This window comes from Gracilimonas halophila (assembly GCF_042684365.1).
Taxonomy (GTDB): Bacteria; Bacteroidota; Rhodothermia; order Balneolales; family Balneolaceae; genus Gracilimonas; species Gracilimonas halophila.
Genome location: NZ_JBHULI010000024.1, coordinates 234,120 through 258,357, shown reverse-complemented (window position 1 = coordinate 258,357; position 24,238 = coordinate 234,120). Strand labels below are relative to the sequence as shown.

General features: G+C 39.3%; 30 protein-coding genes. 17 read left to right on the top strand and 13 right to left on the bottom strand.

All coding sequences use genetic code 11. The features are described from left to right. Positions 1 to 2 precede the first annotated feature (2 nt). The 5 genes from ACFSVN_RS07585 to ACFSVN_RS07565 are packed head-to-tail and all read right to left on the bottom strand — an operon-like array spanning position 3 to position 3,225. A complete protein-coding gene (locus tag ACFSVN_RS07585; protein WP_390300647.1) occupies positions 3 to 548 on the bottom strand; it encodes an NADH-quinone oxidoreductase subunit NuoE family protein in 546 nt (181 codons plus the stop codon). 1 nt (position 549) lies between these two features. Beyond that, a complete protein-coding gene (nuoD, locus tag ACFSVN_RS07580; protein WP_390300645.1) occupies positions 550 to 1,836 on the bottom strand; it encodes an NADH dehydrogenase (quinone) subunit D in 1,287 nt (428 codons plus the stop codon). Positions 1,837 to 1,842: 6 nt separating this feature from the next. Then, the gene (locus ACFSVN_RS07575; RefSeq protein ID WP_390300643.1) at positions 1,843 to 2,355 is read right to left on the bottom strand and encodes an NADH-quinone oxidoreductase subunit C; all 513 of its coding nucleotides are present in this window, start codon (positions 2,353 to 2,355) and stop codon (positions 1,843 to 1,845) included. A gap of 4 nt (positions 2,356 to 2,359) precedes the next feature. Further along, positions 2,360 to 2,842 (bottom strand): NADH-quinone oxidoreductase subunit B, encoded by a 483-nt coding sequence (locus ACFSVN_RS07570; RefSeq protein ID WP_255135729.1) that lies wholly within the window; start codon positions 2,840 to 2,842, stop codon positions 2,360 to 2,362. Positions 2,843 to 2,850: 8 nt separating this feature from the next. Then, a complete protein-coding gene (locus ACFSVN_RS07565; RefSeq protein ID WP_390300641.1) occupies positions 2,851 to 3,225 on the bottom strand; it encodes an NADH-quinone oxidoreductase subunit A in 375 nt (124 codons plus the stop codon). A gap of 237 nt (positions 3,226 to 3,462) precedes the next feature. Between ACFSVN_RS07565 and ACFSVN_RS07560 the strand changes: the two genes are divergently transcribed. The 16 genes from ACFSVN_RS07560 to mltG all read left to right on the top strand — a co-directional run bounded on the left by ACFSVN_RS07560 (position 3,463) and on the right by mltG (position 14,118). Continuing rightward, positions 3,463 to 4,041: a bifunctional nuclease family protein gene (locus ACFSVN_RS07560; protein ID WP_390300639.1), complete on the top strand. Its 579-nt coding sequence runs from the start codon at positions 3,463 to 3,465 to the stop codon at positions 4,039 to 4,041. A gap of 3 nt (positions 4,042 to 4,044) precedes the next feature. Then, positions 4,045 to 5,661: a bacillithiol biosynthesis cysteine-adding enzyme BshC gene (gene bshC, locus ACFSVN_RS07555; RefSeq protein WP_390300637.1), complete on the top strand. Its 1,617-nt coding sequence runs from the start codon at positions 4,045 to 4,047 to the stop codon at positions 5,659 to 5,661. After that, a complete protein-coding gene (locus ACFSVN_RS07550) occupies positions 5,658 to 6,233 on the top strand; it encodes a 5-formyltetrahydrofolate cyclo-ligase (protein ID WP_390300635.1) in 576 nt (191 codons plus the stop codon). The genes bshC and ACFSVN_RS07550 overlap by 4 nt, the downstream gene beginning before the upstream one ends. A gap of 41 nt (positions 6,234 to 6,274) precedes the next feature. Then, the gene (locus ACFSVN_RS07545) at positions 6,275 to 7,006 is read left to right on the top strand and encodes a PspC domain-containing protein (RefSeq protein ID WP_390300634.1); all 732 of its coding nucleotides are present in this window, start codon (positions 6,275 to 6,277) and stop codon (positions 7,004 to 7,006) included. 178 nt (positions 7,007 to 7,184) lie between these two features. Beyond that, positions 7,185 to 7,751, top strand: coding sequence for an ATP-binding response regulator (locus tag ACFSVN_RS07540; RefSeq protein WP_390300632.1), 567 nt, complete (start codon positions 7,185 to 7,187; stop codon positions 7,749 to 7,751). A 6-nt stretch (positions 7,752 to 7,757) separates the two neighbouring features. Beyond that, positions 7,758 to 8,153 carry a sensor histidine kinase gene (locus ACFSVN_RS07535; RefSeq protein WP_390300630.1) on the top strand — a complete coding sequence of 132 codons (396 nt, stop codon included), beginning with the start codon at positions 7,758 to 7,760 and terminating at the stop codon, positions 8,151 to 8,153. 7 nt (positions 8,154 to 8,160) lie between these two features. Then, entirely contained in the window at positions 8,161 to 8,325 is a 165-nt protein-coding gene (locus ACFSVN_RS07530) for an ATP-binding protein (protein WP_390300628.1), read from the top strand. A 5-nt stretch (positions 8,326 to 8,330) separates the two neighbouring features. Beyond that, the gene (locus ACFSVN_RS07525; RefSeq protein WP_390300626.1) at positions 8,331 to 8,489 is read left to right on the top strand and encodes a PleD family two-component system response regulator; all 159 of its coding nucleotides are present in this window, start codon (positions 8,331 to 8,333) and stop codon (positions 8,487 to 8,489) included. A 7-nt stretch (positions 8,490 to 8,496) separates the two neighbouring features. Further along, complete coding sequence (locus tag ACFSVN_RS07520) at positions 8,497 to 9,099, top strand: response regulator (protein ID WP_390300625.1); 603 nt, start codon at positions 8,497 to 8,499, stop codon at positions 9,097 to 9,099. A 183-nt stretch (positions 9,100 to 9,282) separates the two neighbouring features. After that, positions 9,283 to 9,696 carry a hypothetical protein gene (locus tag ACFSVN_RS07515; RefSeq protein WP_390300623.1) on the top strand — a complete coding sequence of 138 codons (414 nt, stop codon included), beginning with the start codon at positions 9,283 to 9,285 and terminating at the stop codon, positions 9,694 to 9,696. A 186-nt stretch (positions 9,697 to 9,882) separates the two neighbouring features. After that, positions 9,883 to 10,254: a hypothetical protein gene (locus ACFSVN_RS07510; RefSeq protein ID WP_390300621.1), complete on the top strand. Its 372-nt coding sequence runs from the start codon at positions 9,883 to 9,885 to the stop codon at positions 10,252 to 10,254. Positions 10,255 to 10,284: 30 nt separating this feature from the next. Beyond that, positions 10,285 to 10,602, top strand: a complete 318-nt coding sequence (locus tag ACFSVN_RS07505; protein ID WP_390300619.1) for a DUF2752 domain-containing protein — start codon at positions 10,285 to 10,287, stop codon at positions 10,600 to 10,602. After that, positions 10,586 to 10,927 (top strand): TM2 domain-containing protein, encoded by a 342-nt coding sequence (locus ACFSVN_RS07500; RefSeq protein ID WP_390300617.1) that lies wholly within the window; start codon positions 10,586 to 10,588, stop codon positions 10,925 to 10,927. The genes ACFSVN_RS07505 and ACFSVN_RS07500 overlap by 17 nt, the downstream gene beginning before the upstream one ends. A gap of 5 nt (positions 10,928 to 10,932) precedes the next feature. After that, positions 10,933 to 11,469 (top strand): HD domain-containing protein, encoded by a 537-nt coding sequence (locus ACFSVN_RS07495; RefSeq protein WP_390300615.1) that lies wholly within the window; start codon positions 10,933 to 10,935, stop codon positions 11,467 to 11,469. An 80-nt stretch (positions 11,470 to 11,549) separates the two neighbouring features. Continuing rightward, positions 11,550 to 12,818 carry a BamA/TamA family outer membrane protein gene (locus tag ACFSVN_RS07490; protein WP_390300613.1) on the top strand — a complete coding sequence of 423 codons (1,269 nt, stop codon included), beginning with the start codon at positions 11,550 to 11,552 and terminating at the stop codon, positions 12,816 to 12,818. Positions 12,819 to 13,035: 217 nt separating this feature from the next. Further along, a complete protein-coding gene (gene mltG, locus ACFSVN_RS07485; RefSeq protein ID WP_390300611.1) occupies positions 13,036 to 14,118 on the top strand; it encodes an endolytic transglycosylase MltG in 1,083 nt (360 codons plus the stop codon). An 8-nt stretch (positions 14,119 to 14,126) separates the two neighbouring features. Here the strand turns inward: mltG and ACFSVN_RS07480 are convergent, their stop codons facing one another. Then, positions 14,127 to 15,827, bottom strand: coding sequence for an ABC transporter substrate-binding protein (locus ACFSVN_RS07480; RefSeq protein WP_390300609.1), 1,701 nt, complete (start codon positions 15,825 to 15,827; stop codon positions 14,127 to 14,129). 143 nt (positions 15,828 to 15,970) lie between these two features. Further along, positions 15,971 to 17,557: an AbgT family transporter gene (locus ACFSVN_RS07475; protein WP_390300607.1), complete on the bottom strand. Its 1,587-nt coding sequence runs from the start codon at positions 17,555 to 17,557 to the stop codon at positions 15,971 to 15,973. 140 nt (positions 17,558 to 17,697) lie between these two features. On the opposite strand from ACFSVN_RS07475, the gene ACFSVN_RS07470 reads away from it, so the two are divergent. Further along, positions 17,698 to 18,363 (top strand): hypothetical protein, encoded by a 666-nt coding sequence (locus ACFSVN_RS07470; RefSeq protein ID WP_390300605.1) that lies wholly within the window; start codon positions 17,698 to 17,700, stop codon positions 18,361 to 18,363. On the opposite strand, the gene guaA is transcribed toward ACFSVN_RS07470, so the two are convergent. The 6 genes from guaA to ACFSVN_RS07440 all read right to left on the bottom strand — a co-directional run bounded on the left by guaA (position 18,364) and on the right by ACFSVN_RS07440 (position 24,226). Then, positions 18,364 to 19,914, bottom strand: a complete 1,551-nt coding sequence (gene guaA, locus ACFSVN_RS07465; RefSeq protein WP_390300603.1) for a glutamine-hydrolyzing GMP synthase — start codon at positions 19,912 to 19,914, stop codon at positions 18,364 to 18,366. Positions 19,915 to 20,017: 103 nt separating this feature from the next. Next, positions 20,018 to 20,398 carry a glycine cleavage system protein GcvH gene (gcvH, locus tag ACFSVN_RS07460; protein ID WP_390300601.1) on the bottom strand — a complete coding sequence of 127 codons (381 nt, stop codon included), beginning with the start codon at positions 20,396 to 20,398 and terminating at the stop codon, positions 20,018 to 20,020. Between the two features lies 1 nt (position 20,399). Then, positions 20,400 to 21,752 carry an acetyl-CoA carboxylase biotin carboxylase subunit gene (accC, locus tag ACFSVN_RS07455; protein ID WP_390300599.1) on the bottom strand — a complete coding sequence of 451 codons (1,353 nt, stop codon included), beginning with the start codon at positions 21,750 to 21,752 and terminating at the stop codon, positions 20,400 to 20,402. A 9-nt stretch (positions 21,753 to 21,761) separates the two neighbouring features. Next, positions 21,762 to 22,235 (bottom strand): acetyl-CoA carboxylase biotin carboxyl carrier protein, encoded by a 474-nt coding sequence (gene accB, locus ACFSVN_RS07450; RefSeq protein WP_390300597.1) that lies wholly within the window; start codon positions 22,233 to 22,235, stop codon positions 21,762 to 21,764. 8 nt (positions 22,236 to 22,243) lie between these two features. Continuing rightward, entirely contained in the window at positions 22,244 to 22,813 is a 570-nt protein-coding gene (efp, locus tag ACFSVN_RS07445) for an elongation factor P (RefSeq protein ID WP_390300595.1), read from the bottom strand. Between the two features lie 66 nt (positions 22,814 to 22,879). After that, a complete protein-coding gene (locus ACFSVN_RS07440; RefSeq protein ID WP_390300593.1) occupies positions 22,880 to 24,226 on the bottom strand; it encodes a sodium-dependent transporter in 1,347 nt (448 codons plus the stop codon). Positions 24,227 to 24,238: the final 12 nt, after the last annotated feature.

The window sequence follows — 24,238 nt, the reverse complement described above, 5'->3', positions numbered from 1 at the left end:
AATTACTTGTTATTAATATTTTCGAGGAGAGGCATTCCTACGGATTCAAATTCGGGCATTTCACCATCTTTAAGGCTGTCAATAACCTTATCAAGTTTCTCTTCGGTGAGATTGTTTACATAAATATCATTCGTGATCTGCATCATTGGGGCGTAACCACAGGCTCCAAGGCACTCAACGGATTGAATACTAAACATTCCGTCTTCGGTAGTTTCACCTGCTTTGATCCCAAGCTTATCTTCGAGATAATGAAGCATCTTGTATCCGCCACATAGTTGACAGCTGGTAGTAGTACATACATCCAGAACATATTTGCCTTTACGTTCTTTATAGTATTGAGTATAAAATGTAGCTACACCATGTACATGTGATTCCGGTAAGCCTAGGGTTTCAGCAACCAAGCGTTGCACCGGAGGTTCAACGTGCCCGAATCTTCTTTGAGCAACCCAAAGAGTAGGCAGGGTAGCAGGCATTACTTCCGGAAATTTAGCCTTTATGGCTTCTATTTCTTTTAAATCTTCTTTTGTGAATTCGTAAGTTTCTTCCATCTTATTTATCTGCTTCTCCCATTACTGGGTCAATTCCACCAATTATAACTACCGTATCAGCTACCATTTCTCCGTCCAGGATATTTTCCAACACCTGAAGGTTTCTGAAGGAGGGAGCATTTACTTTCAATCTCCATGGGTGGCCGGTTCCATCACTTTGAATGAAATAACCTAGTTCTCCTTTTGGAGATTCTACGGCATGATAAACTTCTTTGCCGGCCGGAGGACAAATACCGGTGTCGGTCATCATAAAATCATGGATCATCCCTTCCATAGAATAATACACTTCGTCTTTTGAGGGATAGGCATGTTTTGCGTTGTTAGCTCTGATAGGCCCTTTTGGCATTTTATCAAAACATTGCTCAATAATTCGAATACTTTCGGCCATTTCTTCCATTCGTACGAAATAACGGGCAAGGTTGTCACCTTCAAGCCGTGTAGGAACTTCAAAGTCCACTTCATCATATTTTAAATAAGGAGTGATAATACGTTGATCGACTCCATATCCTGCAGCTCTCAATACCGGGCCTGTAGCTCCAATATCAAGGGCATCTTCCGTTCTTACGATGCCTACGTCCTTATTTCGGTCAATAAAAATTCGATTTCGGTCTAAAAGCCCGTGCCAGTCTTTAAGTTCGTTAGGAAAGGTTTCTACGAATTCTTTGATACGAGCTACGGCGTCATCCGTAAAATCATTAGCAACACCGCCAATTCTGGAATGTGATACTGTGAATCGATGCCCGGCCACTTCATCAAAAATATCATAAATCTTTTCACGCTCGCGGAAGGTCCATATGAAAAAAGAGATTGCACCAGCATCCATGACCATCGTTCCAAGCCATAAAAGGTGTGAAGAAATGCGAGCCAGTTCCATGCATATCATTCGGATATATTGAGCTCGTTCAGGAACTTCAACTTCAGCGAGTTTCTCAACGGCCATACAAAGGGCTACGTTGTTACTGTAAGGAGATAGATAATCCATGCGATCGGTATAAGGCATGAATTCCTGATAGGTTTTGTTCTCTGCAATTTTCTCAACTCCACGGTGAAGATATCCGATATCTATCTTGGTTTTCTCGATAAGCTCGCCGCGCAACTGAAGGATCAAACGAAGCACACCGTGAGTGGCAGGGTGCTGAGGCCCCATGTTAAGGATCATTTTTGCATTCAGTGGATCCTCTGTATCGATCTCTTCGATAGTAGTATGCTTATCTTCGAGGCTTTTATAGATGCCACGCTGATGCTTTTCAAAAAACTTCGGCTTTACCTTACTGTTTATCTCATTCATAATTCCTTACTCCGTATCTGGGGTTGTGTTAGGCAGTTCAATGGAACCGGGGATACCCAACAGCGGAAATTCTTTTCTAAGCGGGAAGTATTCAAAATCTTCCGGCATATATATTCTTCGAAGATCAGGATGCCCTTCAAAACGAACACCGTACATATCATACACTTCTCTTTCTAACCAACTAGCCGACTTCCAAACAGATGTAACTGTATTCACCTTTGGGTCTTCCTCTTCAACACGCATCTTTATGAACAATCGGTCTTGTGTTCTTAGATTTAACATGTTGTAGATCACTTCAAAGCGTTCATCAGATGTGTAACGATCTGTACCGATGATATCAGTGAGATAAATAAAGTGATGTTTGGTTTTAAGATGACTACAGATTTCAATAATGTTTTCTGCTTCTACACGGATGTATGTATGGCCACAAGATTGATAGACTTCTATCAGGTCCTCTGAAAAATCAGATGACAAACTATCTACCACACCTTGAATTGTATCATTTAATTCTAAACTCATATTCTTAGGTATCCAATAAAACGGAATGCTCGGTTTTAATTTTATCCTGAATTTTCATTAAAGCATGAAGCAGTGCATCAGGTCGGGGAGGGCACCCGGAAACATATGCATCTACCGGTAAGTAATTATCAACACCTTGTACTACTCCATAGCAACGATGCATTCCGCCGGTTGAGGCACAAGCTCCCATAGCTATACACCATTTTGGATCAGGCATTTGATCCCATATTCTTCGGATAGCGTGCGACATCTTATATGTAGACCATCCCGCCACGATCATAACATCACTTTGTCGAGGGGAAAACCTCATAACCTCTGATCCGAAACGAGAGGCATCATAACGTGGACCGGCAAAGGCCATCATCTCAATAGCACAACAGGCTAATCCCATTGGCATTGGCCAGGCAGCGTTAGCTCTAGCCCAATTTGTAAGTGCATCGATTTTAGTTGTAAAAAATCCTTCACCAAGTGCTGATTCAATTCCCATGGTATCTCTTAAGCTTTAAAATGATTTAAGTCCCAGTCTAGTGTTCCTTTTTTGAGTGTGTACAGAAGTCCAACAAATAAAACTACTATAAAAACCATCATGGCAATGAACGTTCCAAAGCCAAGGTCCAGATATCTTACAGCCCATGGATAGATGAAAACAACCTCAAGGTCGAATACTATGAACTCCATAGCCACTAAGTAAAAACTTATGGAATATCGATCTCTGGCTTCACCCACCGGATCCATACCACTTTCATATGGATTGAGTTTAGTTTTGTTGGGGCGAAAGGGGCCTAGAATTTTGGATAGTGTCAATAATACTAAAGCCAAAACGACGGCTACAACAGCAAGAATTAAAATCGGAAAATAATTTTCGAGCATATTCTGAAATGTTCTCGGTTAATAGGCTGAAAAGTTAGCCTCAATGTTTTGCAATGTCAACGAAATTGGGCGAGAATATAGCCTTTATTTGAATTTTTATAGAACTAAAATCAAAGAAAATTCAATATTCTTTTTCTAAATGCATAAAGTTGGTTTATTAAATACCTTGGTTTAAGACTTAACCAAAATTCGTTACCTTTTACAATAAACTACTAAAAGCTGATAGAAGGTGTTGATTTGAGTAAAGTATTAATGGAGATTTTAGGGCTCTCAACAAGCCCGAGCAGCGGCGGAGCATACGCACTTATTTTAAGCGAGGCGGAGGGTAATCAAAGGCTACCAATAATCATTGGTTCATTTGAAGCGCAAGCAATTGCTTTGGAATTAGAGAATATAAAGCCTCCAAGGCCAATGACTCATGATCTGTTTAAAAATTTTGTTCTTAGTTTTAATACTGAGATCAAGCAAGTTTTTATTAATGATCTGTCTGAAGGTACATTCTATGCTCAAATTATTTACGAACGGGATAACCAGCTTATAGAAATTGATGCCCGGCCAAGTGACGCTATTGCTTTGGCTGTACGTTTTAATGCTCCAATTTATGTGAATCAAGAAGTATTGGATGAAGCAGGAATTACTACAGAACCTGAACATCAAACTTTAGAAGAAGCATTAAAAGGTGAAGAAACTAGTCCGGGACAAAAAGAGTTATCGCAACTCGAAAAACTTGAAGCAGAATTAAAAACTGCCATTAAAACTGAAAATTATGAGAAGGCGGCTAAGATCAGAGACCGCATTTCAAAACTGAAGGGATAAATTTTGAACATTTCCGGCTGTTCGTTTAGCGAACTTTCATATTCGACACTTTTTAAGACCTACCTTACAAATTTTGAAAAGCTTAGCTCTTTTTATGAGTTTGATCCATTGAATGATCAAGAGTTCAAGCGGAGAGCAAACTCTCTGAATCCATCAACTGTGAATAAAGAGCAATTTATCTCAGCTCTTTCCCAATACCATAAAAAATTAGGAATTGAAGAACTGCAGAAAGTACCTCTGGAAAAGTATGCCAGGGATAATGCACTTACTGTAGTTACCGGGCAACAGCTGGGAGTTTATGGAGGGCCTGTTTTTACTATCTACAAAACGATAACAGCTATTCTTCTCGCACGTAAGTATGAAGAGCAATTACAGCGCCCGGTAGTACCGGTATTTTGGCTTGCAGATGAAGATCATGATTTTGATGAGATCGCATGGACAGGGATTACAGGGAGAACTGATTTCAGTAAGATAAAGCTTGAGCAGGAGAGATCGGGAATCCCCGTTTCAGATGAAAAGGTAACAGAGCAGATAAATAGCTTTAAAGAAAAAATTAAAGAAGAGTTATTTGAGACTGATTTTTCTGAATCTCTCTGGGAAATGCTTGATGCTCAGTACAAAGAAGGGAATACCCATGTTCAGGCTTTCTCCGGATTGATGAATGAATGGTTTGCCGGACAGGGAGTTTTAATAGTGGGCAGTAATTTCCCGGGCATAAAAAAATTAGTCTCAGAAACTCTTCAAACATCAATTTCTGAGTCAGATAGTATTCGTAATGCTATTGAAGAAAAAAGTGTGGAATTAGAGCAGGACTTTCATCGGCAGGTTACAAATGGCGATTCCAATTTATTCTATCTTTCCGACTCTGCAGAGAGAGTGAAAATTAATAGAAATAAAGAGGGTTGGATTGCCGGAGATACAAAGTGGACAAATGATGAATTGTTGAATGAGATCAGCACTCACCCTGAGAGATTTTCTCCGAATGTTTTTTTACGGCCAATTATTCAGGACAAACTGCTCCCTACACTTGGATATATAGCAGGTCCTGGAGAGATAGCTTACTATGGGCAAATGCGCTCTTTTTACGGTGAATTCGATCTCCAAATGCCTCCGATCATCCCTCGCTTTACAGCAACTATTATTGAATCCGGCATATCGCGTATTATCGAAAAGTTACCTTTTGAAGTATCTGAATATGAAAAAAGAATAGAGGATCTTGAATCAGAGTTTGTTGAAAAGACCGATACTGTTGATATCGAAGAAGTATTTTCCAGTTGGAAGGAGCTGATGGAAGGAGCCGCCAAAGAGCCCTTAAAAATAATCAATGAGATCGACCCCACACTTGATGGGACCGTAGGGAAGACCGTTGCTGGTTTTACAAATGAATTGGATAGATTAAAAGGGCGGGTATACCGATCCATAAAACAACAAGAGGAAACACAAATAAATCGAATTGAGAAGATCAAAGTGAATTTATTCCCTGGTGGCGGCCTTCAGGAGCGCTCAGTTTCTCCTATCTATTTCATGAATAAATACGGACTCGATATATGGGATAAATTGATTCATAATATTGAAGAAGAGGGCTTAGACCTGACGAAGCATCATTTGATAGAATTATGAGTTCGATCCGCCAACAAAAACAAGACCTGAGAGATACAGTATTAAAAAAGAGGAAAGAGTTCTCCAAAGAAGACTGGCGTTCTAAATCCGAGAAAATAATCGAGAAGATTCTGAATTCGGATAGCTATAAAGTATCTGATACTATTCATACATATGTATCAATGAATGATAGACGGGAAGTTTGGACCGATCCATTGATCAGACAGATATTAGCTGATGGAAAGCAGGTAATTGTTCCTGTTATAAATTCCTCGGAGGGCTCATTATTACACAGTCAGATTTACTCATTGGATGAGCTTGAATCAAATGATTGGGGTGTTAGAGAACCTGAGACCAAAAGACTGATCGATATTTCCGAGTTAGATTTAATCGTTATTCCGATGGCGGCTGGAGATAGAAATTGTAACAGGTTAGGCTACGGTAAAGGATTTTATGACCGGTTTCTTAAACAAACTACAGCTTCAAAAATTGGCTTGACCTACCTGGACTTTATATTTGATGAAATCCCGGTAGAGGAGTTCGATATTAAATTAGATGCTATTATTACGGAAGAAGAAGTGATTTTGCCGTAACATTACATCATCGCAATCGTAGGGCATAACGGAGGAAAATTATGGCAGACAAAACAAAAACACGATCAGCATCAAGAACCGGAACCGCAACACTTGAGTTTGATGAGTTTGAATTAAACTCAACCATGCAAGAGTTTCTTAAGGAAGAAGAGAAAGATACTGGTAAAAGTATTTGGAATATCGCAACCATCTCAGGTATGGTTATGATATTTCTGGCATTTACTTTTTTAATACAATCAGTAGGATTACCAGTTGGCAGCTTTTTATCCGGATTATCTGAGGGATTGGTCGGCTCATCTGCCTTACCTTTAATTGGAGGAGGATTGATCACTTTGGTTGGGTTTGGTTTTTTAGTAGGCGACAGAAAACGAGCCCGAAAGATCAAGAAAGCAAGAAAAAAGGCTGCTAAATCTCAGTCTAACTCTTACACTGATATTCCCGGATCTGAAGACACTCGTTATTCATCAGGCTCAAAGCTCAATAACGCGCTTGATTCTAAAGGGAGCAGGTCTTCAAGTCAGTCCTCAGCTTTAGATTTCGATGAGTATGGATACCGTCACTCCAAAAGACTTATGAAGTCACGCTCGGACAAGAAATGGGCCGGTGTTTGCGGTGGACTCGCGAAATATTTTGGAATCAGTGCAACTGTAGTACGGTTTATATTTGTAGCGGCTTTTTTTATGGGATGGGGAGCAAGTCTATTGGTTTATTTCGGGTTATCATTAGCCATGCCTAAAGAACCGGTTGAAATGATGGACGACTTTAACTTCTAATCTTTTTTCAATTTATTTTGTCAGTTAGAGAGCGATGATATTTTAAAGACATTCTGTTGTTCAGAATGTCTTTTTTAATTTAATTTAGCTGAGTATTCATCTAAATAACATTATCTTAGAAGATTAATTCTAAGTAATTTAGGCCAAAAATTTAACGGTCCACTAACTAAAAGATATCGTGAATCCAGCTGACAGTTTAATCCTAATTGTTGATGACACGCCTGCTAACCTTCGATTATTGTCTCATGTTTTAAGTAAAAATGGATACAACTTTTTAGAGGCATCGAATGGGAAAGAAGCTGTTCAAATAGCCAAAGAGCATGAGCCTGATTTGATATTATTAGATATCATGATGCCTGATATGAATGGATATGAGGTTATCAAAGAGATCAAGTCAGATAAACTTATTCAAGATTTTCTCATAATTTTTTTAAGCTCTCTTACGGATACCGATGATAAGGTTGAAGGATTTAAATCCGGTGGAGTTGATTATATCACCAAGCCTTTTCAAAAAGAGGAAACCCTTGCCCGGATTAATACGCACCTAAAGATCAGGTTTCTTCAAAAGCAGTTAAATGAACGTATAAAAGTGCTGAGACAGCGTGAAATCGAGTTAAGCAGGCTGAATCAAAAAAAGGATGATTTAGTCAGAATGGTGAGCCATGATATTAAAAATCCGCTAACCGGTATCATAGGTTTGGTAAAGCTCATGCGTGAAAGTGACAAGATCAGTGCAGAAGAGTAGATACAGATGCTTTCCGTAGTTGAAGAAAGCGGAAGTAATTTATTGAATATGGTAAGGGAAGTTTTAGATCGTGAGAGTAAAAAGACTGAACCTGAAACACTTGATTATTCCACTGTTCAGGTCTCTGAACTTCTGGAGCGTGTTATTTCCATGAATAAAGCGAAATCTGTTGTTAAGGAAATTTCACTATCCTATAAAGTTCAGCCCAATAAGCTACAAGCTGTTATTGATGAAAATAAAGTTGAAATCGCGGTAAATAATCTGGTAGCAAATGCACTTAAATTTACTCCCTCAAAAGGAAAGATCAGAGTAAAGGCATCTTTAAATGATGATCATTTGTTGTTTGAGGTAAAAGACACCGGTATCGGTATCCCTAAAAAAAATGCAGTCAGATCTGTATAAAGATACTATGAAAACATCGCGAAAAGGGACTAGCGGCGAAGTCGGAACCGGGCTTGGTTTAGATATTGTTCAGCTTTATGTTGAGCTGCACGGAGGTGAAATTTGGGTGGAATCAGAACTAGATAAAGGAACCAAATTTTTCATCAAAATACCCCAAAATAAAGACTCATAAATTTAATGAAGAATATGAATTATAAGGTCTTAGTGATAGATGATGATGAGCCTATTCATTATATGATAAAGAATTTATTGAAGAATGAATTCTCTGTTTTGAATGCAAGCAATGTGCAAGAAGCCATCGATATATTATCCGAAAAAAATGTGAATCTTATCTGACATTCATATGCCCGGAATATCCGGCTTGGAATTTCTGGAATCCATACGTCTGGATGAGAAAAAGAAAAGGATTCCAGTATTAATAATGACCAACTTGCCTACCGTTGAGAAGGAAAAGAAAGCATTTGACCTTGGTGCAGCTGACTTTATCAAAAAAGAACTTCTGAACAATGATAAAGAGAAAGTACTGGAGATCATCCGAATGAAGATCGTAACCGATGTTCGGGTAGAAGGTGTCAACGAAGATCAATCCAGGAATAAAGATCGGTTGGTCATGAAGTTGATGGAAACGGCTATTTCCGGAACTTTTGAAGAGACTGTTAAGGTTTTTTGTGAAAGTCTGAATGAAATTGTGGAAAGTAAGTATGCCGGTTTTTGGATGGTTACAAGCGGCTCCACAGAACTTCTTTTTGAAAAATCAAATAATGTTGAAAGTCCGGGTCAAATAAATGATCTGATGTCAGAACGTTCTTTTAAACATTTAAAGGAATCCAAGGAACCATATTTAAGTAACCACATATTCAATGAAGAGCTGGGCTTTTTTCATAAGTATTCAAAAGAACATGAGCTTGCGGCAGAAATCGCTGTCCCATTGTTTGCATTAAGTTAACGAGAGTTGCTTATGAACAACATGAATGTTCCGGCAAGTGCAAATATGTTTGGGGTTTTGGTCTTAAAACGATCGGTATTGTATTCTACGGAAGAGTTTGAACTTATATCCAGATTGATAAAACAGTCTGGATCAATTTTATACCGTCTTTACAAAAAAGCCCATTCTTAAAGAGCCAAATTCATGCATATCCTGCTAATTATTGAAGGTCCTGCTTTCTTTGATGCCGATCAGGAAGAAGATCTGCAATATGATTATCGTAAAAATGAGGGAATAATCATTTCATTAAATGGTGAGTATCGCGATGATAATTTTAATGATACTTTCGCGAGAGGAGGGCTTTCGGCTCAGATTGGAGATCGTACAGATAAATATCATTCCATTAAAACGGAATACCTGATATTTTCAGATGATGAGTTACAGGCTCAAACAGCATTGCAATATCAGGGACTTGGCTATGAATTTACAAATAGGTCTGATAATCAGCTTTTAGAGTTTAAAGTAGGATCGGCCGTCCTTTTTGGTGAAGATGATGTGATACCTGAGGGTTTGATTTCCCTGGGGATTTTTTATGATTCAACATATACGTCAATATAGCTTAACGGCGGTTCTGAGCTTACTTCAACAGCACTTGATAACGATTATTATCAGGCTCAGCTGCAGGTCTACCGACAGGATTTTTGGTTTCATGGAAATATTTCAACGGTTGTCTCCGCTAATGGGAAATATTATACCAATGAGGTGTTAAGATATGGCGGTCAGCTCAGAACTTATCTTGAGTTGATGGAATCAAAATGGAGGATAAGGCCTATCGCTGAATTATCATATAACGATGCGACCGAGAATTTTACTTCTGGAATTCCTTATTACACTCCGGACCAATATTTTTCACAGGGTCTTGGAGTAGATGTTCAATACAGAAATCCTGATTCCTTCGATTATAGAACCCGTTTTATTGGAGAAATAATGGGTAAGCATGAGAGAAGGGATGGTTATTATTTAACAGGCCGTTTAGAAATTGAACATACTTTTGATAATTTCTGGAGTATAAGGATTGGTTCAGAGATCTCAACGAGTGGTGTATACAGATCGAACCGATTATTTTTTACCGTTTCACATGTGTTCCCAAGAAAATTACTTCCATTTGGAAAGTAACTTTAACAAGTTAAGTCTCGTAACTAAATCATGAAGTTCATTCATCAACATTTGGAGTGGCTGGTATTCTCAGCTGGATTATTGGTTTTGGCTTTTATGGATCCTGAATATGCAGGCACTTCATTTTGTTTATTTGATCTTGCCGGAATAGATTTTTGTCCCGGTGAAGGATTAGGGCATTCGATATCATATACTTTTAAAGGAGAAATTGACTCTGCTATGAATGCACATTTTGCAGGGCCTATCGCAATTTTAATACTTAGCTCAAGAATCACTTACTTGTGGCACAGGCTTTATAAACAATCAAAACTAACTTTAGGAATTAAAAATCATGGCGAATGTAATTGACCATCTACCGGAAATTGACGGCGACGAAGCATTATATGTAGGTAAATTAATTTCAAGCCTGTCTGATGAACAAGCTTCGAAATTCGCTTCTGTATACCGCTCCAGACGTAAAGACCCGCAAACTATAATGATCACTTGTATCCTTGGGTTTTTCCTAATTGCAGGTATCCACCGGTTAATGCTTAATCAGATCGGGATGGGAATTCTTTACATATTCACCGGTGGGCTTTGCCTGATTGGAACCATTGTTGATCTGGTAAACTATAAAGACCTGGCCTTTCAATACAATCGTGAGGTAGCTAAAGAAGTACATTCATTTATTTGATGAATATGACCAGGGAACAATCCATAAATCTGTTAAAAACTTATATCGAAAGTGAAAGCCTTCTCAACCACTCAATGATGGTAGCTCAAGCCATGGAGGCCTACGCCCGTCATTTAGAGAAAGGAGAGGCTGAGATCGAGGAGTGGTGGACAGCAGGGCTACTACATGATCTTGATTGGGAAAAATACCCTGATGAACACCCCAATAAAGCTGTAAACGAGATTTTACCTGAGAAAGGATTTTCTATTAAAATCATAGAAGCGATCAAAGCACATGCCCCTGAACGAACAGGGAAGGAGCCGGAGTCTGAAATTGAAAGATACTTGTTTGCTTGTGATGAGTTGTCCGGATTTATGAATGCTGTATCTTTGATGAGGCCTAATAAGTTCGAAGACATGAAGGTGAAATCGGTCACGAAAAAACTTAAGGATTCAAAATTTGCAGCTAATGTTCCCCGTGAAGATATCCGGAAAGGTGCTCGATTGATCGGTAAGGAATTGCAAGATCATATATCATTTTTGATTGAAGTATACCGTACTTAAAATCCTATTTCCTTTTTTAAGTTTTTTAAATTAGATTTTAATAGTGGGTTTAAGAGATAACATCAATCAAATAAAACACTATGAGAGCATTATGTACAACACTTCTTATGGTACTAAGCCTATCGCTTAGCGTATCTGCACAAAACCTCGATGTTACATTTCATAATTCAATTGATCTATATGAAGGGTTAGATGAGGGGTTCTATTCCGAAAGTAGTTTTGGCGTGAAAAATCCGGTGTATTCAGCATTCCCGGTAACTGAAATGATCCGGCATAACAGAGTCGATGGATTATTTATAGGTTATCAGGAAGAAAAAATGGATTGGAATAATTCTAATTTTTTGGGGATTGAAAATGTAGATCTACATGGATTGATCGGGTACTCAACAGCTTTGAATGAGATCCAATATTCAATTGGTGCTGAGAAGAGTATTGGTGATTACCGTAAATGGATGTTAATTGGTGGTGAATTTTACAATTCTACATCTACTGAAGATTATTGGAGATCGGGTATTTTTGAAAATAGCGTATCCTCAATTACTGCAGGTTTTGATTTTCATGATTATTACAAAGCCGATGGATATGGGTTTTATACTTTATTAAAACCGATTAGATTTTTTGAACTTGGAGTCGCATACAATTACGATAAATTTAGTTCACTTGAAGCAAATTCTGACTTTGCTTTATTTTCAAGCTATTCGTCTTTCAGACCAAATCCGGCAATTGATTCGCAATTTGATCAGATTAGTCAACAGAGTGTGAATTTAGGGTTGACTCTAAATCGGAAGGGTATTGCTGACTTTTCTCCGGTATCTGCCACTGTTTCTGTAAAAGCGGAACTGGCAGGCATTAGCGGCTTTAATAACGATTTTACTTACAACAGCTATCAGGTTGAAACTAAATCTTTTCTTAGATTAGATAGCAGTACACTTTTTAAATGGAGGGTTATGGCCGGAAGTATAACCGGAGTGGCTCCTGACTTTAAGAACTTTAAGTTAGGTGGAATTGGCAGTATGAGAGCACTGGGATATAAGTCACTTACCGGTAATCAAATGTTGCTGAGTAATTTTGAGATTGAATTTGGGAAGTCTTCTTCTCATGAAAGAAGGTGGCCTGATCTGAGTTCAACTTCTATTTCTCTTTTTCTTGATTCAGGGACTTCGACTATAAATTCTAAAAATTATAGCGCCTCAAATCCTATAGAAAATTTTGATCTGTCGGTATCTGACTTATCTCATAATATCGGCATAGGTCTTGGTTTAGGCATGATAAGGTTTGAAGTTGCCAAGCCAATTGCCGGAGCTGAAGGTCAGTCTTCTTTTTGGATTCGATTTAATCCAACATTTTAGATTTAATACGATCACTTAATAAAAAGAAACCCGGACCGATCAAAGTCCGGGTTTTTTCTTTAGGGCATTTGGTGCTTATGCAGCATCCAAAAGCTCTTTTGCTCTTCTTGAGACAAATACGATACTATAATATTTATGTTTCATCAGCTTATAATTTGTTCTTCTACGATCTAAAATTGGACTGTTCCCTTTTAGTCAGGTATTAGTATCTTTAAGTATGAATTTGCTGAACTTAATAGCCCTCAAAAAAACTGAGTTAATAGCAACACTGCTGGTATTTGTATTGATCCTATCTGCTGTGTTAAGCTCTCGCCTCATTCGTCTTACTTCCGGTTCAGCTCTTTATTTTGAAGAAGAAACAGAGGTGTTTTTTCATGAACTTGGGGATTTGAATGATCTATTTTCAATACTAACTCTGGAAGATATTGAAGCTGATGAAACAGAACTGGAATGGGCAGCTAATATTTTAGGGTGGAAAAGATTTCAACGTGGCAGATATATATTTGAAGGAGCATACTCATACAATGATTTTCTTTCAAGAATGACCAAAGGAATTCAGGATCCTTCAAATGTAGTCATTTTGCCAGGTAGTACACCTGAACTTTTTTCAGAATCTGTTTCTAATAAATTCTATTTCAATGAACAAGAATTGCTCCGGATTATTACAGATAGCACATTTCTTGCTGAGAAAGACTTAACAATGGAGCAATTATTTGGAAGAATGTTGCCTGAAACATATCTGATGTATTGGACAACAACACCAAAAAACTTTGTGAATAGAGTATTAAGAGAATTTAGTGCGTCTATTTCCGAAGAAGAAATGAATAAAGCGGAAGAAATGGGATACTCCATCGATGAGATCCTGACGATGGCTTCTATAGTGGAATGGGAAGCAAAGATACCGGAAGAAAAAGCCCGTATCAGCGGATTATATTGGAATAGAATAGAGAGAGGCATGCGGCTTCAGGCAGACCCAACAGTTAACTATGCATTAGGAGAACGAAGAAGATTACTTTTTGAGGATTATCAAATTGACCACCCTTTTAATACATACCAAAACAGGGGTTTACCACCCGGGCCGATCACAAATCCTAGTTTATCAACTATCAGAGCTACCTTATATCCTGAAGACCATAATTATTTATATATGGTTGCCAACCCTGAGGGTGGCCATGTTTTTACCAGAACCTTTGAAGAACATCGGGCAGAAAGCGAAAAATGGCGCATATGGCTTCGAGAGCAATACCGAATCAAGAGGCAGCTTGAAGAAGAAGAGGCTGAAGACAGCGAAGCAAGTTGATCAACAGATCAATCTTGCGCAGTCACTTTTTTCACTTTAACCTCTTGGTTAATTTGTGTATTTCTGAAGCTAACCACGGTTATTAGGCCTCGATAATTATTGAATCTTTTCAACCCTTCTCTAAAATAAGCAGGGTTTTTTACCCTTTTTAGAGTCTCTAACACTACGTTAGCAGCGTCGTATCCTATATAAGCAAACCTATTTGGTTCGGTATCGAATCTAAGACGAAAAGAACTGGTAAATTCCTGGCTGATTGTACTGTCTGCATTCACTTCAAATGTTTTAGTATAATAAATCTCAGCTTGTGATGACCATCTGGAATCAAGATCTGTAGCTTCCCATTCTTCCGATCCCAGTATCGTCATTTCACTTTGCATGGCTTCAAGGTTAGTAAGTAGAGAACTCATCAATGTCTGTGCTATATTTCCTGTAAAAGGGGCATATACTGCATCGATATTATAATTAAATACGGTATCTACTTCAGGATTGAAATATTTCGCATATTCACTTATATCGTAGCCATCGGAAGCAAGGTCTTCCACATAATATCGAACAACCTCTCCGCCTAATTTACGGGCCTCATCCAAGAAAGCAATTGCTGAAGGTTCTCCTAAAGAACCTCGTTCCGCTATTACAGCCAGGGTGTCAAACCCTAAAGTATTAATGGCATGTTGAGCCATTTTCTTACCTTGAATGGCAAAGGTTGGATTCAGCTGATACGTGTAGTTATGATCTAAGTTCAAGTTATCTGAATTTGCCAGAGGAGTGAGAAGCGGAGTCTCATATAATTCCGCATACTTTGAAAGTTCAGTGGCAACTTCAGAAAAAAGAGGACCAATAATAGCATCTACATCATGATTCCATACAAAATCGTTGGCTATTGAAGATGCATTGGAAGCGAGGGCTTCAGTATTTCTATAAGTTATAAAAGCTTTTTTGTCAGAATTCTGACTGTTGAATTTTTCTATTGCCAGCTGAATACCAAAATACAGATGCTGAGGTATTTCAAATTGAGAAGATTCTATATCAAATTCAGGTAGCGCAACACCAATATTATACGATATACCCTTGGGTGCTTCAGGAAATTGACTTGGGTTATAACGCTGCAAGTATCTTACAGAGTCATTCAACACGGATTCAATAGAAGACCATTGCGTAGTGTCGGGATCAACAACCGAACTTTTGTAAGCTGAGAATAGGGAGCGGGCTGAAGCAAGATCTACACTTCCTATGGCTGATTCAACCAGGTCTAACCTTACACTGTCATTATTTGAGGCACGGAATGCTTCAAATCTTTGGTCTAAGGAAAGGTAGGACAGTAGATCTCTATAGAAATTATATGCGTCTCTTCTTACTGATAACTGTCTGGAATATTCCTTTATATCATATAAAGCGTTAAGGGAAGCTCCGAAATTTTTTAACTGGAAATCTGCAAGTGCATTGGTGTATCTGGCTTCCCAAAAAATATCGTCAGAAGTACTGTCCACCTTATTCAAGTAATATTTTGCTTTCAGGAAATTGTTTAGTGCGAAATAGCTTTTCCCGGCAAAAAGATTTGATTCAGGTAGGTCAATGTCATCAAATATGCGTAATGCACGTTCGTAGTTTCCTTCTTCATAAAAATCAATTCCCGTTTGCAAAGTTTGTGCAACAAGTGTTGAAGAAGCTAATGTAAATAATAAAAGGGTGGTTAAGGTCAGTCGTTTCATTAATCTTATTAAATTGGTTACTAACATGTAACTGTGTTGAAACTAAAAAGTTCTGCAATGGAATGCTTCTTTACAGAAATAAATATTTCGGAAAAAGACCGGGTCATTTTATGTAACCCGATCTTTATTGAATGCAACTGCTATCAAGGAGCAGGATAGAGGTAATTAGACTCAAAGCTAAGCGGAATTCCTATCCACCAGTATAATAGTAAGAAGATCGTCCATACTACCATAAATATTAATGAATAAGGTAGCATCATGGAGATGAGGGTTCCAATACCCGTATTTTTACCGTAGCGCTGACAGAATACTACTACAAGGGGAAAGTATGGCAATAGCGGAGTAATGATATTAGAAACAGAATCTCCCACGCGGTAGGCTGCTTGTGTTAAGTCAGGAGAGATGCCTAGTTGCATCAGCATTGGTACAAAGATAGGGGCGATCAAAGCCCATTTTGCTGACGCAGACCCGACTAGCAGGTTTACGATCGCACTTAACATTATGATACCTACTACGGTTATCTGCCCGGGTAAAGCCAGTGATTGAAGGAAATTAGCACCTTTAAGGGCTACCAATAATCCTATATTTGATTTTGCAAAGGCATCAATAAATAATGCGCAAAAGAAAGCCATTACAATATAATACCCCATGCTTTCCATCGACTTTTTCATATTGTCGATCATATCCTTGGAAGATTCATACTTTCCGGAAGCATATCCATAAACTACTCCGGGAATTAAAAGGAAAATGAAGATTAACGGTACAATTGCTTGCATTAATGGAGCTTGAAAAGAAAAGAGGGAACTTACATCGGGATTATTCCAGTTTGGATCACGGAGTGCTGAACTTTCAGGCCATGCCCAGATAAACAAACCAACCACACCCAAAATCATAGCGCCAAAACCCAACCAAAATGCACGACTCTCCCTACCGGTGACTTTCTCCATTTGCGGCATCTCATCTTCATCGCCGTCCACCTTAACTCCATCAAGTCGGGGCTCAACAATTTTGTCGGTTATATACCAACCCACTAAAACAATAAGAATACTGGACGCAGCCGTGAAGTAAATATTATTAAGAGGATTCAGGGCAATTTCAGGATCAAGGATCCTGGCTGCTTCGAGCGTGAAACTCATAATAAGCGGATCTATGGCAGAGGGAATAAAATTCGCTGAAAACCCACCGCTAACCCCGGCAAAAGCAGCTGCAATCCCGGCAAGGGGATGCCTGCCCGCTGCATAGAATATTACCCCGCCTAAAGGAATCACCAGTACATAGCCTGCATCAGCGGCCGTATGGCTAACGATAGCTATCAAAATCAGCATGGGTGTTAAAAACGCTTTTGGGGTAAAATTCAAAAGCTTCTTAAGACCTGCGTCGATCCAGCCGGAATGTTCAGCTACACCCACACCCAGCATGGCAACCAATACAATTCCCAGAGGAGCAAAAAGCACAAACGTCTCAATCATATTAGCCAGAAAAGCCGCTAAACTTGCTCCTGTTAATAAGTTGTTCACTGCCAGCTCATCTCCGGTAAGCGGATGGGTTGCATCAAAATCAATAGGTGAAAGTATCGCTGATAGTATCCAGACTAATACTAACAACATAAAGAATAACATTGCAGGATCAGGCAACTTGTTACCTGATTTTTCAATGAAATTTAGAAACTTGTTAAATAAAGATGTCTTGATCTCTTTTTTGGGTCCCGATTCTTTTTGTCCCTGTTCCACGATATATAAATTAATTTCGATTTTCGATGGAGGAAAATAACACATTCACAATTCTATTCAATACCTTAAATATAGTATTGATTTATTGAGATGAGATCTCGTAATTCATTGCTATTACAAATGGGATAAATAAGGGGACTATGTTTAAAAAGATCAAAGCTAAAATTGAACGACTGCAACAAGAGCGCCCTAAACTCGATTTATCACATTTTGATGATCCATTGGCAGGCGAAATAGACTGGTTTCCGTTGAAGGGTGGAGGTACTAATTTTAAAACACGCAGTCTGAGTAAAAAAAGTTTTAATCGGTATCACTTTAAAGCCACACTTGGTTCTTTATTTTTTTCCGGGGTATTTACTCTTTGTGGAATTGGATTACCGCTCGGTATTATTCTGAGCAACGACCTTCCAATATTCAGTTTAGAGACACTTGGTATTGTTTTTTTTGGCTCAATATTTACGGGTGTGGGTTCTTTATTGGGCTATCAATACCTTCAACCTGTTGTATTCGACAAAAGTGTTGGGTATTTCTGGAAAGGGTGGAAAGAACCTGAAATGTATGGACGGGATAATCCCAAAGGAGCAATTCGGTTAAGTGAGATCCATGCGATTCAGATCCTCGCTGAATATATCCGTAGTGATAACTCTTCGTATTACAGCTATGAATTAAATCTCATTTTGAGGGATGGCAGTCGATTTAATGTGATTGATCACGGTAAGCTAGACCAAATGAGAAAAGATGCAGAGGAACTTTCCTCATTTTTGGGTAAGCCTGTATGGGACCTTACTAGCCATGTAAACCGATAATTATTCCCATTCTATGGTAGCCGGCGGCTTTGAGCTTATATCGTAAACTACCCGGTTGATCCCTTTGATCTCATTGATCATTCTATTTGAGACGTGAGCCAAAAACTCATAGGGTAGGTGAGCCCAATCGGCTGTCATGCCGTCAACACTTGTTACTGCTCTTAAAGCAACAGTAAACTCATAGGTTCGTTCGTCACCCATTACCCCTACACTTTGTACCGGAAGTAATACAGCAAGAGCTTGCCAGACCTCATTATAGAGGCCTTGCTTTTTTAGCTCTTCAATAAAAATAAAATCAGCTTCCCTAAGAAGATCTAACCGCTCCTTAGTTGGTTCTCCAAGTACTCTTATTCCCATTCCTGGACCTGGAAATGGATGTCTTCCAATAAAATGCTCAGGTATTCCCAGCGTACGTCCTACTTCTCTCACTTCATCTTTAAATAACTCTCTAACCGGTTCAATGAGTTCAAGTTTCATCTTTTCAGGAAGTCCACCAACATTGTGGTGTGATTTTATAGTAGCAGAAGGGCCTTTAAAAGATACGCTTTCAATGACATCAGGGTAGAGGGTGCCTTGTGCCAGATACTTGAAATCAGCGTCACTTCCGATCTCTTTATCAAAAATCTCAATAAAAACTCGCCCGATTACTTTTCGTTTTTCTTCAGGATCAGAAATCCCCTTGAGTTCGCTTAAAAATTCTGATGAGGCATCGACTCCTCGTACAGGAAGGTTCAGATCACGAGTATAAAGCTCCATTACAGATTGGAATTCATTTTTTCTGAGCAAGCCGTTATCAACAAACACGCACTGTAACTGATCTCCAATTGCTTTATGTATTAAGGTAGCAACTACGGTGGAATCAACTCCTCCGGATAACCCGCAGAGTACCTTATCATTTCCGACTTTTTCCCGAATGGATGCGATCTGTTCATCTATAAAGGATTCAGGAGTCCAATCACCTTTTAACCCACAAATGGAATAAGCGAAGTTTTCAATAAGTTGTTTTCCATGATCGGTATGGGCTACTTCCGGATGAAATTGTACTCCATATATATCATTCTCCTTGTGGCGTACAGCTGCTACTTTTGCATTTGCTGTATGCCCTATGATATCATAAGAGTCTGGCAGTTCGTGAATATGATCACCATGGCTCATCCAAACTACACTCCCGGTAGGTATGTCCTTCAGCAGATCACCCGCATTATCGATCAGAAGATTAGCCCGGCCATATTCTCGTTTTTCTGCTTTCTCTACACTTCCCGGAATTTCTGAATGCGCAAGTAGTTGAAGTCCGTAACAAACTCCCAATATGGGAATTTCCCAGTCAAGGATCTCTGCTTGAAGATGCGGAGCACCTTCATCATTCACACTCATTGGCCCTCCTGATAAAACGATCCCACCCGGAGTGGGACTAGAGACTTTAGTCAAATCCACATTATAAGGGTGAATTTCGCAATAAATATTCAGCTCTCTGAGTCTTCGCGCAATCAATTGAGTGAACTGTGAACCATAATCAAGAATAAGGACCCATTCGGAATGTCGGCTGTGCATGAGAGAAATTTGAGGTGTAGTAATAGTTAGTTTAAATAAGTAAACCTGCCAGGTATTCTCAGAAATGAGTTACCCGACAGGTTTGAAAGTCTTTAAAGCCTGATCAGGCAATAACGTTTTCGTATTCCTCGGGGGTAAGGAGGTCTTCGAGCTGAGATTCATAATCAAGCTTAACTTTTACCATCCAACCATCACCATAGGGGTCATCATTAACAAGTTCAGGCTCATCTTCAAGGGTTTCGTTAACCTCAACGATCTCACCGTCAACCGGAGCGTAAAGATCAGATACTGTTTTTACGGCTTCAACTGTACCGAATGTATCGTCTTTAGAGATCTCAGTTCCTTCGGGATCGAGTTCTACGAATACTATGTCACCAAGCTCCCCTTGAGCGAAATCTGTAATTCCGATGGTAGCTGTTCCATCACCGTTATCTTTGATCCATTCGTGCTCACGGGTGTATTTTAGATCTGCAGGTATACTCATATTAGTCTTTCTTAGGTATATATTTAAATTCTCTTTCTAAATATTTGGTATCAAATTTCCCTTTTTTGAAATTTTCATCATCCATCAGCTGAATATGAAATGGGATATTTGTTTTAATGCCTTCAATGATAAATTCCTTTAGCGCACGCTTCATCTTTTTGATAGCTTCCTCACGTGTAGGGGCGCTTACGATCAATTTTGCGATCATGGAATCATAGTGCGGAGGTATTCGGTATCCGGAATAGGCGTGAGTATCTAAACGAACTCCATGCCCACCCGGTGGGTGGAAAACGGTAACCTCGCCGGCAGATGGACGGAAGTTATGCTCGGGATCCTCAGCATTGATTCGGCATTCTATAGCATGGTTAGTAAATTCAAGAGGAAATTCTTCAATCTTCTCACCTGCAGCAACTCTGATCTGTTGTTCAATAAGGTCGATACCGGTTACTTCTTCCGTGACAGGATGTTCTACCTGGATACGGGTGTTCATTTCCATGAAATAGAAGTTATGGTCATCATCCACTAAAAACTCTACCGTTCCTGCTCCTTCATAATTTACTGCTTTAGCAGCATTTACAGCAGCATCTCCCATTCTTTTACGGAGTTCTTCGGTCATAAGTGGGGAAGGGGATTCCTCAAGTACTTTTTGATGACGACGCTGCATAGAACAATCTCTTTCACCATAGTGAACAGCAGTTCCATGCTGATCAGCCATAACCTGAATTTCTACGTGATGTGGATTAAGAACAAAGCGCTCAATATAAACCGCAGGGTTATTGAATGAAGTCTCTGCTTCCTGACGACACATCTTATAATTCTTTTCAAGATCTTCGGCTTCCATAACCATACGCATTCCACGTCCACCACCACCAGCAGAAGCTTTAATGATAACCGGGAAACCGATTTCATCACATACCTTTTTAGCCTCTTCGTAGCTGTCAACCTCACCGTCACTTCCCGGTACAACGGGAACTTTATTTTTGATCATGGTTGATTTAGCTACGGCTTTATCTCCCATTCTATTAATGGCGTCAGGAGAGGGGCCGATGAATTTAATGTCATGCTCGGAACAAATACGAGAAAACTCAGCGTTTTCAGCAAGAAATCCATAGCCCGGATGAATAGCTTCGGCATTAGTGATCTCTGCAGCTGCTAAAATACTTGGTATCTTTAAATAACTTTCCTTGCCGGCAGGGGGGCCTATACAAACGGCTTCATCAGCGAATTTTACATGCAGACTGTCAGCGTCAGCGGTAGAATATACAGCTACCGTTTTAATATCCATTTCCTGACATGTACGAATAATTCGTAATGCAATTTCACCTCTGTTGGCAATCAGAATTTTTTTAAACATGAAAACCGTTTAGTCTTTTTTGATAATGAAAAGTGGTTGTTCAAATTCAACAGGTTGTGCATCATCCACAAGAATCTTTTGCACAGTTCCGCCAAATTCGGCTTCGATCTCGTTCATGATCTTCATTGCTTCCACAATACATAAGGTATCACCTTTGGAAACTTTGTCTCCAACTTTTATAAAAGGATCAGAATCAGGGGAAGGAGATTCATAGAATGTACCTACGATTGGAGAGGTTACGGTCTCACCTGCGGGCTGATCATCACCTGATTCTGCGCTTTCACCTGATGCTTGTTGCTGAGGTTGAGCGGGAGCAGCAGGTGCGGCGGCAGGCTGAGGAGCTGCGGGTTGTATATAACTAACCTGCTGTACTTCTCCTTGTTTTTTAACTTTAATTTTGAAGTCACCTTCTTCAAGTGAAACTTCATTGACATCACTTTCCGATATCAGTTCTAATATGTTCTTAATGAGTTTTAAATCCATGATAATATTTATTTAGCTCGTTCTATATATTCTCCGGTACGTGTATCTACGCGTACTTTTTCACCTTCGTTGATAAATAGGGGGACGTTTACAGTTGCACCAGATTCCAATGTAGCGGGCTTGCTACCACCTTGTGCAGTGTCTCCGCGTAAACCGGGATCGGTTTGTTCGATAACAACTTCAATTTGGTCTTTTGGTTCCGCATAAAGGATAGACTCTTCATCTGCGTTTACCATTACATTACAATTCTGTCCTTCTACAAAATATCCTTTCCGTTCTACCTGACTGGCATTTACGGGAACCTGTTCATAAGTCTCATTATGCATCAAGTAAAAAAGCTCTCCATCATTATAGAGATATTGATACTCGTGTTGTTCGATCCTTACGGATTCAGCATTCTCACCTGAACGCCAGGTTTTATCGATGTTCTTACCGTTCATGATCCCTTTAAGCTTTGTGCGAACAAAAGCCGGGCCTTTTCCGGGTTTAACATGTTGGAATTCAGTAATGGAGTAGAATTCTCCATCTAAATCGAGAACCATTCCATTTCTAAAATCTGATGTAGATACTTTCGACATTATTTATTTATGCTCCTTTAAATTTCGCCCAAAAATAGCACCTGCCTGAATGGATAACAAACAAGTTTAAATGAAATTAGAGATCAAATTGTAGAGTATCGCTGCAGGACAAATAAATTTGATGAAAATAGGCCAAACTTTAGAGAACAAGGTTTGCTTGATACCTGCAAATCCATATTCCATTTCATTGATAGCATTTTCTGTTGTCCAAAAATAGCCTACAAATAAACAGATCAGGAATCCACCAATAGGTAATCCAATACTGTTGAATATGTAATCAAACCATCCTATAAGAACCGGGAAGAAAGATACTATTATCGAAACAGCCAAAATAGATAAACCTACAGACCAGGCAGCTTTTTTTCTTTTTACTTCAAACTCATCGATAACATATGATACCGGAACTTCTAACAAGGAAATGGTTGAAGTTAAAGCCGCGATACTTAGGAGTAGGAAAAATGTCACTCCCAATATCATTCCCACAGCTCCACCAATTGTATGGAATAGGGCAGGGAGTATCTGAAATACAAGATCAGTGCTAGAGGCGAGCGAGCCACCCGCGTTAATATTGATACCCTGACTTTGGGCAAGGTACATTGCAGGAACAATAAGCAAACCTGCCAAAAACGCAATTCCAACATCAGCAAGGGTAACAAAAGCGGCTGCCTGAGGAATATTTTCTTTTTTATTAAGGTATGAGCCGTAAGTGATCAAGGCTCCCATCCCTAACGAAAGGGAAAAGAATGCTTGCCCCATGGCAGAAAAAATCAGGTTGGCGTTTATTTTACTGAAGTCAGGAAGTAAATATATCCGAACACCTTCTGCGCTTCCCGGTTGTAGAAGCACATAAATAATCATTATGATAATGATTCCAATCAGCATGGGCATCATTGCTTTAGTGGCTCGTTCAATTCCATCACTTACACCACCTGTTATAATCTTTATGGTGCCGAGCATAAATACCGAGGCAATGATCGCATTTTTAAAACCATTATTGGTATCAGTCAACCAATTTGCAGCACCATCCCATCCGAAATAGAAGAATATCTCTTCAAAGGCATAACCAAAAGCCCACCCTGCAATCACGGTATAGAAAGAGAGGATCATCACCCCACAAATCACACCCCAAAGACCTACAAACGGGAAAAACTTATTAGAGCTAATAGCCTTGAATGCACCAACAGGGTTTTTACCGGATTTCCTACCTATGGCTATTTCAGCAGCCATAACAGGGAAGCCTATAGCAAACGTGCAAAGTAGATACACTAATAGATAAGCGGCACCACCTTCTGTGGCAACTTTAGTTGGGAAGGCCCAAATATTTCCAAGGCCAACGGCAGAGCCGGCAGCAGCAAGTATAAAACCGAGTTTTGAATTCCATGAACCGCGATCGGTAGTAGTTGTTCCAGCCAAGTGATTTCCTCC